Below are 13288 nucleotides of genomic sequence, written 5' to 3' on the forward strand. Positions count from 1 at the left end.
TTTCATGCGCAAGCTATTCCTTGCGCAACACTTGGCATGTAGAAGGTCCGTATGACTGAGCAAATAGACAAGGCACTGAAGCGCGAGTATGAAGCCGGTTTCGTGTCGGCGATCGAATCGGAAACTTTTGCCCCGGGTTTGGATGAAGACGTTATTCATCGTATCTCGGCCATGAAGGGCGAGCCCGAGTGGATGCTCGAGTGGCGGCTTAAAGCCTTCCGCAGCTGGCAAGAGATGGAAGAGCCCGAGTGGGCGCATGTGGTTTACGACAAAATAAACTACCAAGCCATTTCCTATTACTCGGCACCGAAAAGCATGAAGGACAGGCCTAAGTCTCTGGACGAGGTCGACCCCGAGCTGTTGCGCACCTATGAAAAGTTAGGCATTCCGCTGCTCGAGCAACAGATGTTGGCTGGTGTTGCGGTAGATGCCGTATTCGACTCGGTTTCTGTGGTCACCACCTTTCGCGAGAAGCTGGCCGAAGCCGGTGTGATTTTCTGCCCCATCTCTGAAGCCGTGCAAAGTCACCCGGAGCTGGTAAAAAAATATTTAGGCAGTGTGGTGCCGCCCAAAGATAATTATTTCGCTGCGCTAAATTGCGCCGTGTTTACCGATGGCTCCTTTGTTTACATTCCCAAAGGCACACGCTGCCCGATGGAGTTGTCGACTTACTTCCGCATTAACGAACAGAACACCGGTCAATTTGAGCGCACGCTTATCATCGCCGATGAGGGTAGCCATGTGAGCTACTTAGAGGGCTGTACCGCACCGCAGCGCGACGAAAACCAACTGCATGCGGCGGTGGTTGAATTGGTGGCGATGGACGATGCGGAAATAAAATACTCTACCGTGCAAAACTGGTATCCCGGTGACGAAAACGGCAAGGGCGGTATTTATAACTTTGTGACTAAGCGCGGCATCTGCCACGATCGCGCCAAAATCAGTTGGACCCAGGTGGAAACCGGTTCGGCGGTGACGTGGAAATACCCTAGCTGTATTTTGAAAGGCGATGACAGTATTGGCGAGTTTTATTCCGTTGCCTTAACACGCGGCAAGCAGCAGGCCGATACCGGCACGAAAATGATTCACCTCGGTAAAAATACCCGCTCTACCATTATTTCCAAGGGTATTTCCGCCGGCCGCAGTAATAATAGTTACCGCGGTCTGGTGCGCATGAACCCCGGTGCCCACGGCGCGCGCAATTTTACTCAGTGTGATTCCTTACTCATCGGCGATAAGTGCGGTGCACACACCTTTCCCTACGTAGAGAGCCGCAACCCGTCCGCCATTGTCGAGCACGAAGCGACAACCTCTAAGGTCAGCGATGACCAGATGTTTTTGTGTCAACAGCGCGGCTTGGATGCAGAGAAGGCGGTCTCCATGATCGTCAATGGTTTCTGTAAGGAAGTGTTTAAAGAACTGCCCATGGAGTTTGCCGTTGAAGCGGGCAAGCTGTTAGAAATTAGCCTCGAAGGCTCAGTGGGTTAAGTCGGATTTCAGGAAAATATTATGCTCTCGATTAAAAATTTACATGCGCGCGTTGAAGATAAAACCATTCTTAAGGGTCTGGAACTAGAGATAAAACCCGGCGAGGTGCACGCGATCATGGGCCCTAACGGCGCTGGCAAGAGCACCCTGGGTTACGTGCTTTCGGGCCGCCCCGGTTACGAAGTGGAGCAGGGCAGTGCCGAGCTAAATGGCCAGAACTTATTCGATATGGAAACCGAAGAGCGGGCCCGTGCCGGTGTGTTTTTGGCGTTTCAATACCCGGTGGAAATTCCCGGTGTTAGCAACCTCGAATTTTTAAAAGCCTCTGTGGATGCAGCGCGTAAAGCGCGCGACGAGGCGCCACTGAGCTCGGCCGAGTTTTTGAAATTGGCGCGCGTGGCCTGTAAGCAAGTGAATCTGCCGGTTGAGTTTTTAAAGCGCGGCGTTAACGAGGGTTTCTCCGGCGGCGAGAAAAAGCGCAACGAAATCATGCAGATGATTTTGCTAGAGCCGACCTTATGTATTCTCGATGAAACAGATTCTGGCTTAGATATCGATGCCCTTAAAGTAGTTGCCGAAGGCGTCAATAGCCAGCGCAGTGAAAAGCGCAGTTTTATCGTGGTTACCCACTACCAGCGCCTGCTCGATTACATCAAGCCTGATTATGTTCATGTTTTGTCGGACGGCAAAATTGTCAAAAGCGGCGGCCCAGAATTGGCGCAAGAGCTGGAGGCGCAAGGTTACAGCTGGCTTGCAAAAGATCCCGTTGCCGAGGTGAATGCCTAATGAATGCTTGGCTTGAAACCACATTGGCCGGCATAACACCGCAGGATTGGTTGGCGCCCAAGCGTCAAGCGTCTCTCGCCACCTTACGGCAAGCGCGCTGGCCCAATCGCAAAGTTGAGGCTTGGAAATACACGCCAGTTCGCGCCTTGGAAAAGTCACATTTTAGCCAAGTGAGCGCCGATGCGGTTGACGCTTTGCCGGTGATCGAAGGCTTGGATAGCATCGATATCTTGCTGCAAGACGGTAAGCCAGTGCTGCCCGCCACGCTGCCTGCCGGTGTCAGTATTACCTTGTTATCCCAGCCATCGGTGATGGGGCAACAGCTTTTTTGCGGCATCAAACCCGAGCGCCATGTGTTTGGTTTGCTCAACGATGTGCTAGCCAATGATGGCCTAGTGATTGATATAGCACCGGATTGTCAGGTCGAGCGACCGCTGCGTATTATTTATCGGGTGACCGAAAATGCTCAGGCCCATGGCCGTGTTTTGGTGCGTGTTGGCGCGCGCTCGAAGGTTAGCGTGATCGAGCAAGCCGAGGGTTCGGGCGCTAGTTTTAGCACCCACTTTGCCGAGTATCAGATTGAGGCGGCAGCCGCGCTCGAGCACTATCGGTTTGCCTTGCAAACGGGCAGCGCATTGAACGTGGGCGGTTGTCATTTTTCCCTCGCCGATAAAAGCGCGCTAAATTCTACCTTGGTGGGCTTTGGTGGCGAGCTGGCGCGTTTGGATGTGGATGTTATCCACGCCGGCGAGTTTGCGCAGGCGAAAATGAATGCCATTTACTTACTAGACGGCAGCGAACTGTTCGATTTACACACCACCATTGAACACGCCAAGCCCAACGGTACCACCGAAGAAAACGTGCGTGGCATTGTCGCAGACAAGGCCAAAGCGGTTTTTAACGGTCGCATTCATATTCATCGCGACGCGCAAAAAACCTTAGCGGAATTAAACAATCGAAATTTATTATTGTCTGACGGTGCGGAAATTAATACCAAGCCCGAGCTTGAAATCTACGCTGACGATGTGCGCTGCGCCCATGGTGCAACAGTGGCCGAGATCGATAGGCAGGCTTTGTACTATTTGCAGACCCGTGGCATCAGCCGGGCGCAAGCGCAGGTGATGTTGAGTTTCGGTTTTATCAATGAGCTGGTCGACGACATGCCGAATGAGGCCTTGGCCAATTGGTTGCGGCCGCAATTGCGCGATCGCTTTGCGCGGATGGACGTGAAATGAGTTTCGATGTTGAAGGTGTTCGCGCCCAGTTTCCTATTTTAAAGCGGGAAATAGATGGCAACCCACTGGTGTATTTAGATAACGCGGCAACCACGCAAAAGCCGCAGTGTGTTATCGATACGCTGGTGGAGTACTATTCTAATTACAACAGCAATGTGCACCGCGGCGCGCACCGCCTTGCCGATGAAGCGACGACGCGCTACGAGGCGGCGCGCGATTGTGTGGCTGGTTTTATTAACGCGCGCGCGCGTCAGGAAGTGATTTGGACCAGCGGCACCACCGAGGCGATTAATATTGTCGCCCACGGCCTTGCCAAGCAATTGCAGCCGGGCGATGAGGTAGTGGTCACCGAGATGGAGCACCACGCCAATATTGTTACTTGGCAGCAGGCCTGTTTAAGCAGCGGTGCCGCCTTAAAAGTGGCGCCTATTTTTGACAGCGGCGAGTTAGACCAAACGGCATTCGAGCAGTTGCTCACTAATAAGACCCGCTTGGTGGCTTTTCCCCATGTGTCGAATTCATTGGGCACTGTGAACCCTATTGTGGCCATGACCGCAAAAGCAAAGTCTGTTGGCGCGCTGGTGTTGATCGATGGCGCGCAGGGTATCGCTCACGGCGGTGTTGATGTGCAGGCTATCGGCTGTGATTTTTATGCCTTTTCCGGCCATAAAATGTTTGGCCCTACGGGCGTTGGTGTTTTGTGGGGGCGCGAGTCGCTATTGGCCGAGTGGCCAGTGTGGCAAACCGGCGGTGAGATGATCAGCGAGGTGACCTATCAAAGCGCCAGCTGGAATACCTTGCCCTATCGTTTGGAAGCCGGTACACCGAATATTGCCGGCGTGATTGGTTTGGGAGCCGCGATTGATTGGTTTTCTAAATTAGATTTGCTCGGTTTGCAGCAGCACGAGCGCGCGTTAATGGCGCACGCCACTGCCTTAGCTATCGATTTTGAGGGCTTGCGCATTGTCGGTCAGGCGCCTGAAAAATCTGGCGTGTTAAGTTTTTTGATGGACGGCGGTCACCCGGCTGATATCGGCTTTTTACTGGATCGGCAGGGCATTGCTATTCGCACTGGCCACCATTGTGCCGAGCCTTTGATGCGCCGGTTGGCGGTGCCTGGTACCGCTAGAGCGTCTTTTTCTATTTATACTCGTACGAGCGAAATCGATGCGCTGTTTACCGCGCTCGATAAAGTTAAATTCATGTTGGCTTGAGGTGTCTACTTTGTCATCAGTTGTGTCTACCTTTGATCCCAGTGCTGCGCTCGTGTCTGTCACCGCGAAAGCGGAGCAGCACTTCGCCAAAAAATTGTTTGCGGCGCAAGCCAAACTGATTCGCTTAAGCGTGAAAACCAGCGGCTGTACTGGCTACGCCTATGTGCTGGATGCCGTTGCTGAAAGCGAGGCCGGCGATACCCTTATTAAGGTATCCGACCTGGTTACGCTGGCTATTTCCGCCGATGCGGCGCCGTTAATTCGCGGCACAGAAATAGATCTCGCCCTCGAGGGCGTCAATCGCGTGATCAAGTACAACAACCCCAACGTAGTGGCCGAGTGCGGTTGCGGCGAAAGTTTCTCTGTTAACTGAGGCCGGCTAGATGCAACAGAATATGGTGGTGACGCGTCGGGCCTGCCCCGCTCGCAGGGTGCCGGCCGGTATGCCCGTGGTGATTCCCGAGGGCGAGTTTGTCAATATTCGACAAAGCCTGGGCGGTAATTACACCGTCACTTGGCAGGGCAATATGCTGCGTATAGACGGCACCGATGCCGACGCTATTGGCGCCGAGCCGGAAAAGCTCAATTTTGTTGATGATGGCTCGGGCCTGGTCAGTGAGGCTCAAGTTTGGGCGGCGTTGGAAACCATTTACGACCCAGAAATACCGATTAACTTAGTGTCTCTGGGCCTGATTTACAGTGTTTCAGTGAACAAAGATACCGGCCTAGTCACCATTCAAATGACCTTAACCGCGCCCGGCTGCGGTATGGGGCCGGTGCTGGTGGGCGATGTGGAATATCGCGTCGGCAAGGTGCCGCACGTTAAGTCTGTGGTGGTAGATCTAGTGTTCGACCCGCCGTGGGCAAGGCATATGATGAGCGAAGAGGCTCAGTTAGAAGCGGGTTTGTTTTTCTAGCGGTGGCGTTTGCCCGATTCTGTTTTTACCCTGTCATACATTGAGAAATTGGATTGTCATGAGCTTGCCCTCTACCGAAGATATTCTTGAAGACATCGCTTTTTTCGACGATTGGGAAGAGCGATACAAATACATTATCGACTTAGGTCGTGCCCTTAGCCCCATGGATGCGGCGCTGCATACGCCAGAGCGGCTGGTAAAAGGCTGCCAAAGCAATGTTTGGATAGAGCCGAGACGCGAGCAGGATCGGCTGTTTTTTACTGTCGATAGCGACGCAGTGATCGTGCGTGGCTTGTTAGCGCTGGTGCTGGCGGCCTATCAGGGGCGCACCAGTGCCGAGATATTAGGCTTCGATATTGACGCCTACTTTGCCAAGCTCGATCTCGAGCGCCACTTGAGTCCCACTCGGGGCAATGGCCTGCGGGCTATGGTGGGGCGGGTTCGCGCTATCGCCGAGGCCGCAAAAGGCTAATATATGGCTATTGTCCGTTAAAATGTCCTCATTCTGCGGGCTTGCGCGTACAAAAGTCCTAGAAACCCGCGTATAATTCGCGGGTTTTATGCATTGGAAACCCCAAATGCCAATTGGGGCTTTGCACTTACCATTCTGCGCTCAGGTTTTTGTGGGCGCTGACCATGATTTTATTAACTGAAGTGAGCTCGGAGAGTTAAATGGCCGTTGAACGTACCCTATCTATCATCAAGCCTGATGCTGTTGCCAAAAATGTTATTGGCGAAATTTACAGCCGTTTTGAAAAAGCCGGTTTGAAGGTGGTTGCCGCTAAGATGAAGCACCTGTCTAAAGCTGAAGCCGAAGGTTTCTACGCTGAGCACAGCGAGCGCGGTTTTTTCGCCGACCTAGTGGCCTTTATGACGTCTGGTCCCGTTATGGTTCAGGTATTGGAAGGCGAGAACGCTGTTCTGGCAAACCGCGACCTGATGGGCGCTACTAATCCAAAAGAAGCGGCTGCTGGCACTATCCGTGCTGACTTCGCTACCAGCATTGATGCTAACGCTGTTCACGGTTCTGATGCTGTTGCCTCAGCCAACCGCGAAATCGCGTACTTTTTCGCCGCAACTGAAATTAGCTCGCGCTAATTTTATCAGGTGAACCCCATGAGTGATGTTCAGGAAGTAAGCACAAACCCCGCGAAAACGAATTTGCTGGGGCTTACGCAATCGAAAATGGAAGCGTTTTTTGAGTCCATTGGCGAGAAGCGCTTCCGTGCTCAACAAGTTTTGAAATGGGTTCACCAGCTCGGTGTTGTTGATTTTGAACAAATGAGCAATATCAGCAAAGATCTCCGGCACAAGCTCACGCAAGTGGCGGAGATTCGCTTTCCCACGGTCGAGCAGCAACTGGATTCAGTTGATGGCACCCGTAAATTTTTGATCAGAGTTGAGGGCGGGAGTGTTATTGAAACCGTCTTCATTCCAGACGGTGAGCGCGGCACTTTATGTGTGTCATCGCAGGTGGGTTGCTCCCTCGATTGCAGCTTTTGCGCCACCGGTAAGCAGGGCTTTAACCGCGATCTCACCGCCGCCGAAATTATCGGCCAGGTGTGGATTGCCGCCCAGTCATTTGGGCAGCTGCAAGTTGGCGGGCCGCGCAGAATCACCAATGTCGTGCTGATGGGCATGGGCGAGCCGCTGCTTAATTTCGATAATGTGGTCGATTCGATGCACCTGATGATGCACGACAACTGCTACGGTATTTCTAAGCGCCGTGTGACCTTGAGCACCAGTGGTGTTGTGCCAGCGCTAGATCGTTTGGGCGAGCACACAGATGCTTGCTTGGCCATTTCCCTGCATGCACCCAACGATGCCCTGCGCAATGAATTGGTGCCTATCAATAAGAAGTATCCCATTGCGATGTTGTTGGCTTCGGCCAAGCGCTATATCGACGGTTTGCCGGATACCCACCGTAAAATCACCATCGAATATACCTTGATGGATCACGTTAACGATCGCCCTGAGCACGCTCACGAGTTGGCTGAACTTCTCAAGGATGTACCGGTCAAAATCAATTTGATTCCGTTTAATCCCTTTGCTCAATCGGATTACAAACGCGTCAGTAATAACAGTTTAAGGCGCTTCCAAAACATCTTAATTGATGCGGGTTTTGTAACCACGGTTCGCACCACGCGCGGTGATGATATCGATGCGGCCTGTGGTCAGTTGGCGGGAAATATTAACGATTTAACCCGGCGTGCCGAGCGCTATCGCAATAAACATTTAGCGCAACAGCAAGAAGACGCTGTGCGTATTATTGGCTAAAAACTGGGGTGACTATGTCTCTTGTAAAAACAGGTGTTTTATGTGGCTTGCTTATCATATTGAGCGGCTGCGTTACGACCATGGAAAAAGACGTAGCCAAGGTGAACCCTGAAAAGGCGCTTGCCACTCACGTACAGCTGGGGCTTGGGTATATTCGTGAAAACAATTTAGACTCCGCCCGCTTTCATTTAACCAAGGCTGCAGATATTGCGCCTAACGACCCGGGTATGTTGAACGGACGCGGCCTGCTCTATCAGTTAGAGGGTGAGCCAAAACTGGCTGAAGAATCGTTTAAAAAGGCACTGCGCGAGGATAGTAATTTCACTTCGGCGCGTCTGAATTATGCAACTTTCTTATTTGGCAAAGAACGTTTCAAAGAGGCCTATGAACAATACGAAAAGGCCAGTGACGATCTAGGTTACGATCGACGTGCCGTGGCACTTTATGGCGTTGGTATTGCCGCTATGAAACTGGGCAAGCAAGATCGCGCACTCGCGGCTTTCAAACAGTCTGTGATGTTGGATAAAGGTTTAGCGCCTGCGCATTTAGAGTTGGCCGGCTATTACTTCGATGTAGAAGATTACGCTGAATGTAAAAAATCCTTAGATAAATTCGAGAAATTAAGCCGCCCGACGGCGCGCAGCTTATGGTTGAGTATCCGTATTGAACAAATTTTTGGCAATAAGGATAAGGAGGCCAGCCAAGTGATGAGCCTCAAGAATATGTTCCCTTATTCGCCCGAGTATTTGGACTACAAAAAGAGTCAAGGACGTCAATAGTTCACCGCCTGAGGTGGGGATTACAATAATAATGAAACTAAAACGGCCAAGCAGATGACAGAAGAAGATGAGAAGGTTGAGGTGGCAAACGCCGACGCCGATACAATTTTGACGCCAGGAGCCATGCTTAAGCAGGCGAGAGAGGCGAAGGGCTTGGATGTGCGAGCCGCTGCCGATCAACTGCGCATGAGCCGTGTGAAATTGGTCGCGTTAGAAGCCGATGCCTTTGAGGAATTTCAGGGCGAAACCTTTATTCGGGGCTACATAAAGGCCTATTGCCGAATACTCGATTTAGATGAAGCGCAGGCGATTGTGCGCTATGAAAACTATGTGGCTGCAACCGCCGAAGTAGGCTTACTGGTTGCGCCGCGTGAGGCGAAACGTTTAGGTTTGGGGCTGTATGATAAGCCGTCGATGAAACCGGTTGTTATGGCTGCGTTGGCGGTTTTGGTTCTCGTGGTATTGGCTGGTTTTTTTTACTTTTCAAGCCTTGATGTCGAGATGGATGCGCAGCCAAGTGCAGCGCTAACGCCTGCTCTAGATGTAAACGCTGAAGCCCCTGCGGGCGAGCAAGGCGATATAGTCGCCACGCAAGTTGACACAGTGGCTGAGAGCAGTGAGCGATCTGCAGATGGCATGCCTGTCCCGGTTGCCGAGACGCAGAGTGCGAGCGCCGCGGTGGAAGCACCCGCGGCCTCGACACCGACTAATGTCGCGCCAGTTTTTGATACCCTGACTATCGTTTTTAACGAAGAGTGTTGGCTCGAAGTGAGCGATGCCAAGGGCGATGTACTAGCGACTGAGTTAAAGGATGCCGGCGATGAAGTAGTGCTTCAAGGCAAGGCGCCTTTTAATATCATGCTCGGCAATGCCCGTGCTGCCGAAGTGTTTATAAACGGCAAAAAAGTTGACTCTAATCCGCGCAATAGTAATCGCGCCCTTAGGTTTACCGTAGATCAACCTTGATAGATTGTGAGATGTAATCATGCATTTTGAGTCACCCATCAAACGTAGAAAGTCGCGCCAAATTATGGTGGGTAATGTGCCCGTGGGTGGCGATGCGCCAATTTCCGTGCAAAGTATGACCAATACTGAAACCACCGATGTTGCCGCAACGGTTGGCCAGATCGTTCGTCTGGCCAATGCCGGCGCCGATATTGTGCGCGTATCCGTGCCCAGTATGGAAGCCGCCGAAGCCTTTGGCTTGATTCGCAAGCAGTCGCCGGTGCCCTTAGTTGCCGACATTCATTTTGATTATCGTATCGCGCTGCGCGTCGCCGATTTAGGCGTAGATTGCCTGCGTATTAACCCGGGTAATATTGGCCGCGAAAAGCGTATCGAAGCGGTCATCAGCAAGGCTAAAGATTTAAACATCCCGATTCGCATTGGTGTTAATGCTGGCTCGTTGGAAAAAGATTTACAGAAAAAATACGGCGAACCAACACCCGATGCCCTGGTTGAGTCAGCGCTGCGCCACGTAGAGTATTTAGATAAATTCGATTTTCAAAATTTTAAGGTTAGCGTTAAGGCATCCGACGTATTTATGGCCGTTGCGGCCTATCGAAAATTGGCCACCTTGATTGAGCAGCCCCTGCACTTAGGTATTACCGAGGCGGGCGGTTTACGTGGTGGCACAGTTAAGTCTTCAATCGGCCTTGGCTTGCTGTTAATGGACGGCATTGGCGATACCATTCGCGTGTCGCTTGCGGCAGATCCCGTTGAAGAAATTAAAGTCGGCTGGGATATGTTAAAAAGCCTGAAGCTGCGCGCTAAGGGTATTAATTTTATTGCCTGCCCCAGCTGTTCACGTCAAAATTTTGATGTCATTAAGACCATGAATGAGTTGGAGATGCGGCTCGAAGATATTACCGTGCCGATGGATGTGGCCGTCATAGGTTGCGTCGTCAATGGCCCGGGGGAGGCGAAAGAAGCCGATATTGGTTTAGCCGGCGGCACGCCGAATAACTTGGTTTATATCGATGGCTTGCCCAACACTAAATTGAAAGCGGAAAATTTGGTGGATGAGCTCGAATCACTCATTCGCACCAAGGCCGCGGCAAAAGCTAAATTGGAAGAATCAATCATCGCGAAGGCCTAGGAAGGTCTGTTGCGCCTGTTCAGTATGTGGATATTATCGTGAAAAAAATTCAAGCCATACGTGGCATGAACGACTTGTTGCCGCAAGATGCAGGCACTTGGCAATACTTGGAATCGACAGTCGCGGATCTATTGCGCCGCTATCACTATCAAGAAATTCGCTTTCCGGTGCTGGAACAAACAGAGCTGTTTAAGCGCTCTATTGGCGAAGTGACCGATATTGTTGAAAAGGAAATGTATACCTTTCTGGATCGCAATGATGAAAGCGTGACGCTTCGTCCCGAAGGCACGGCCTGTTGTGTTCGCGCCTGTGAAGAACACGGCTTGCTCTACAACCAAGTGCAAAAGCTTTGGTATACCGGGCCTATGTTTCGCTATGAAAAGCCACAGAAAGGTCGTTTGCGTCAGTTTCATCAAATTGGCGTGGAGGCCTTCGGCATGGCTACGCCCGATGTGGACGCCGAACTTTTGATATTGACCGCGCGCCTATGGCGTGAACTTGGTGTCAGTGACGCGGTCACACTACAGATCAATAGTTTAGGTGTACCCGAATCGCGCGCTCAATACCGCGACGCGCTGGTGGCTTTTTTGGAGGCGCATAAGTCCGAGCTGGATGAGGATAGCTTGCGTCGTCTGAGCTCTAATCCGCTGCGCGTACTCGACAGCAAAGATCAGAAAACCCAAGCACTCTTGGTGAATGCCCCGCGGCTGTCTGAATATTTAGATGAGGAGTCTCGGCAGCATTTTTCAACTTTGAAGGCGCTGCTCGATGCCGCGGGCATCAAATATGAAGTGAATGAGCGCTTAGTGCGTGGCTTGGATTACTACACCAAGACTGTATTTGAGTGGGTGACCGATAAGTTAGGCGCGCAAGGTACCGTGTGTGCCGGCGGGCGTTACGATGGTTTGGTGGAGCAGCTCGGCGGTCGTGCAACACCGGCGGTGGGTTTTGCCATGGGTATTGAGCGCCTAGTATTGTTGTTGCAGGCGCTAGATTGCGTACCAGAGGCTGCCACGCAGCTGCCAGACGTGTATATTGTCGCCGTTGGCGATGTTGTTGCGCCCGCCTTGGCGATGGCCGAGCGATTGCGTGACGCGCTACCCTATCTGTCTATTCAATGTCATTGCGGTGGCGGTAGCTTTAAGAGCCAAATGAAAAAAGCCGATAAGAGCGGTGCCCAAGTCGCCCTGATTCTCGGTGAAGATGAGGTTGCGGCTGGGAAGGTTACCCTGAAGCATCTTCGTTTAGATGCTGAACAACAAACATTGGCTAGCGACGAAATTGCTGCCGCTTTGAAAACTTTGTAATTTCTGAAACAGAAACTTACACAAAATAAAACTGTCTGGAGATTGAAACAGTGTCTGCGCATTTAACTGAAGAAGAACAAGTAGAAGCCCTCAAGCGTTGGTGGGCTGAAAACGGTAAGTCATTAATTGTTGCCGTGATTATTGGTGTTGGTGGCTATATGGGCTTCGGCGCATGGAAGGATGGGCGCCAAGCCGGTGCTGAGGAAGCCTCTGCGCAATACGAGCAAATTACCGAGCTGATGGCTGGCCAAGAAGCCGTATCGGAAACCGATAAGGCAACCATTAACCATTTGGCCCAAGGTTTAAAAGATAATCATGCGGACACACTTTATGGTGTGCAGGCCGCTATGTTGTTGGCCAAACAAGCTGTTGAGGCGAATGATTTGAGCAAGGCAGAAGCCGAGTTGCGCTGGGCGCTTGATCAGGCGTCTGAGCTCAATGTCGAATTGCTAGCGCGCTTGCGCTTGGCGCGTGTTTTAGCGGCCCAAGCAAAATTTGCCGATGCCTTGAGCGTTATTTCTGTTCAAGAGGAAGCCTCGTTTGCATCTTTATATGCGGAAGTGCGCGGCGATGTGTTTGCAGCTGAAAGTAAGCTGGATAAGGCCGCCGAGGCTTATACTGCTGCCATTGCCAGCGTTGATGCGAAAGACATGGCTCGCGCCGGCCAGCTACGGATGAAATTAAATAGCGTGCAGCCGAAAGCTGCCGATAAGAAGGACGTCTAATGAATCGTTTACTGGCTCTATTTGCCGTTTTATTTCTGGGCGCTTGTTCGTCGACAGATGAAATTGATATCGAGCCAAAAGAGCTGGAAGACTTTGCGCCTAAGGTGAAATTGCAAGAGCTTTGGTCTGTGTCTGTGGGCGCAGGTCAGGATGAGCGCTACTCGCGTTTTGTGCCGGCCATCGAAGGCGATACGATTTATGCCGTTGATGTTGAGGGCGAAGTGTTTGCCTTCGATAAAAACAAGGGTAAGGAACAGTGGTCGGTCGAGTTGGATCAGGCCATCAGTGCCGGCGTGGGTTTGTCGGCACGAGCCTTGTTGCTCGGCAGCTACAAAGGCGAAATCATTGCACTAAGTAAGCAAGATGGCAGTGAGCTGTGGCGCACGGTGTTATCGAGCGAGGTGGTTTCCGAGCCCACCGCTAGTGCTGGCGTGGTTGTTGCCACCACCAACGATGGCCGCC

The 13288-nt window shown here is 51.8% G+C and carries 15 protein-coding genes (1 of these 15 running past the window's edge); all 15 read left to right on the forward strand.

Going from position 1 to position 13288, the window contains the following annotated elements; all coding sequences use genetic code 11:
* Nucleotides 1-51: 51 nt before the first annotated feature.
* Nucleotides 52-1488: a Fe-S cluster assembly protein SufB gene (gene sufB / locus QWY82_RS10560; protein WP_290259074.1), complete on the forward strand. Its 1437-nt coding sequence runs from the start codon at nt 52-54 to the stop codon at nt 1486-1488.
* Between the two features lie 21 nt (nt 1489-1509).
* On the forward strand, nt 1510-2274 hold the full coding sequence (gene sufC, locus QWY82_RS10565) for a Fe-S cluster assembly ATPase SufC (protein ID WP_290259075.1): 765 nt from the start codon (nt 1510-1512) through the stop codon (nt 2272-2274).
* Nucleotides 2274-3509, forward strand: coding sequence for a Fe-S cluster assembly protein SufD (gene sufD / locus QWY82_RS10570; protein WP_290259076.1), 1236 nt, complete (start codon nt 2274-2276; stop codon nt 3507-3509). The genes sufC and sufD overlap by 1 nt, the downstream gene beginning before the upstream one ends.
* A complete protein-coding gene (locus tag QWY82_RS10575) occupies nt 3506-4723 on the forward strand; it encodes an aminotransferase class V-fold PLP-dependent enzyme (protein WP_290262051.1) in 1218 nt (405 codons plus the stop codon). The genes sufD and QWY82_RS10575 overlap by 4 nt, the downstream gene beginning before the upstream one ends.
* A 10-nt stretch (nt 4724-4733) precedes the next feature.
* Nucleotides 4734-5096, forward strand: a complete 363-nt coding sequence (locus QWY82_RS10580; protein WP_290262054.1) for a HesB/IscA family protein — start codon at nt 4734-4736, stop codon at nt 5094-5096.
* Between the two features lie 10 nt (nt 5097-5106).
* Nucleotides 5107-5640: a putative Fe-S cluster assembly protein SufT gene (gene sufT, locus QWY82_RS10585; RefSeq protein ID WP_290262059.1), complete on the forward strand. Its 534-nt coding sequence runs from the start codon at nt 5107-5109 to the stop codon at nt 5638-5640.
* A gap of 58 nt (nt 5641-5698) precedes the next feature.
* Nucleotides 5699-6112: a SufE family protein gene (locus QWY82_RS10590; RefSeq protein WP_290262062.1), complete on the forward strand. Its 414-nt coding sequence runs from the start codon at nt 5699-5701 to the stop codon at nt 6110-6112.
* Between the two features lie 200 nt (nt 6113-6312).
* Nucleotides 6313-6738 (forward strand): nucleoside-diphosphate kinase, encoded by a 426-nt coding sequence (gene ndk / locus QWY82_RS10595; RefSeq protein WP_290262065.1) that lies wholly within the window; start codon nt 6313-6315, stop codon nt 6736-6738.
* 18 nt (nt 6739-6756) lie between these two features.
* Nucleotides 6757-7917 carry a dual-specificity RNA methyltransferase RlmN gene (gene rlmN, locus QWY82_RS10600; protein WP_290262068.1) on the forward strand — a complete coding sequence of 387 codons (1161 nt, stop codon included), beginning with the start codon at nt 6757-6759 and terminating at the stop codon, nt 7915-7917.
* A gap of 14 nt (nt 7918-7931) precedes the next feature.
* The gene (pilW, locus tag QWY82_RS10605) at nt 7932-8696 is read left to right on the forward strand and encodes a type IV pilus biogenesis/stability protein PilW (RefSeq protein ID WP_290262070.1); all 765 of its coding nucleotides are present in this window, start codon (nt 7932-7934) and stop codon (nt 8694-8696) included.
* A gap of 54 nt (nt 8697-8750) precedes the next feature.
* A complete protein-coding gene (locus QWY82_RS10610; protein WP_290262072.1) occupies nt 8751-9662 on the forward strand; it encodes a helix-turn-helix domain-containing protein in 912 nt (303 codons plus the stop codon).
* Nucleotides 9663-9681: 19 nt separating this feature from the next.
* The gene (gene ispG, locus QWY82_RS10615) at nt 9682-10794 is read left to right on the forward strand and encodes a flavodoxin-dependent (E)-4-hydroxy-3-methylbut-2-enyl-diphosphate synthase (protein WP_290262075.1); all 1113 of its coding nucleotides are present in this window, start codon (nt 9682-9684) and stop codon (nt 10792-10794) included.
* 38 nt (nt 10795-10832) lie between these two features.
* Entirely contained in the window at nt 10833-12101 is a 1269-nt protein-coding gene (gene hisS, locus QWY82_RS10620) for a histidine--tRNA ligase (RefSeq protein ID WP_290262078.1), read from the forward strand.
* A 50-nt stretch (nt 12102-12151) separates the two neighbouring features.
* Entirely contained in the window at nt 12152-12826 is a 675-nt protein-coding gene (locus QWY82_RS10625) for a YfgM family protein (protein WP_290262082.1), read from the forward strand.
* Nucleotides 12826-13288: the beginning of an outer membrane protein assembly factor BamB gene (bamB, locus tag QWY82_RS10630; RefSeq protein ID WP_290262086.1), read on the forward strand. Its footprint extends 680 nt past the window's final position; only the first 463 of its 1143 coding nucleotides appear in the window; the start codon lies at nt 12826-12828; its stop codon lies off the right edge, out of view. Before QWY82_RS10625 ends, bamB begins: the two co-directional genes overlap by 1 nt.

Origin of the sequence: Simiduia curdlanivorans (genome assembly GCF_030409605.1) — a bacterium.
In the GTDB taxonomy this organism is placed as follows: domain Bacteria; phylum Pseudomonadota; class Gammaproteobacteria; order Pseudomonadales; family Cellvibrionaceae; genus Simiduia; species Simiduia curdlanivorans.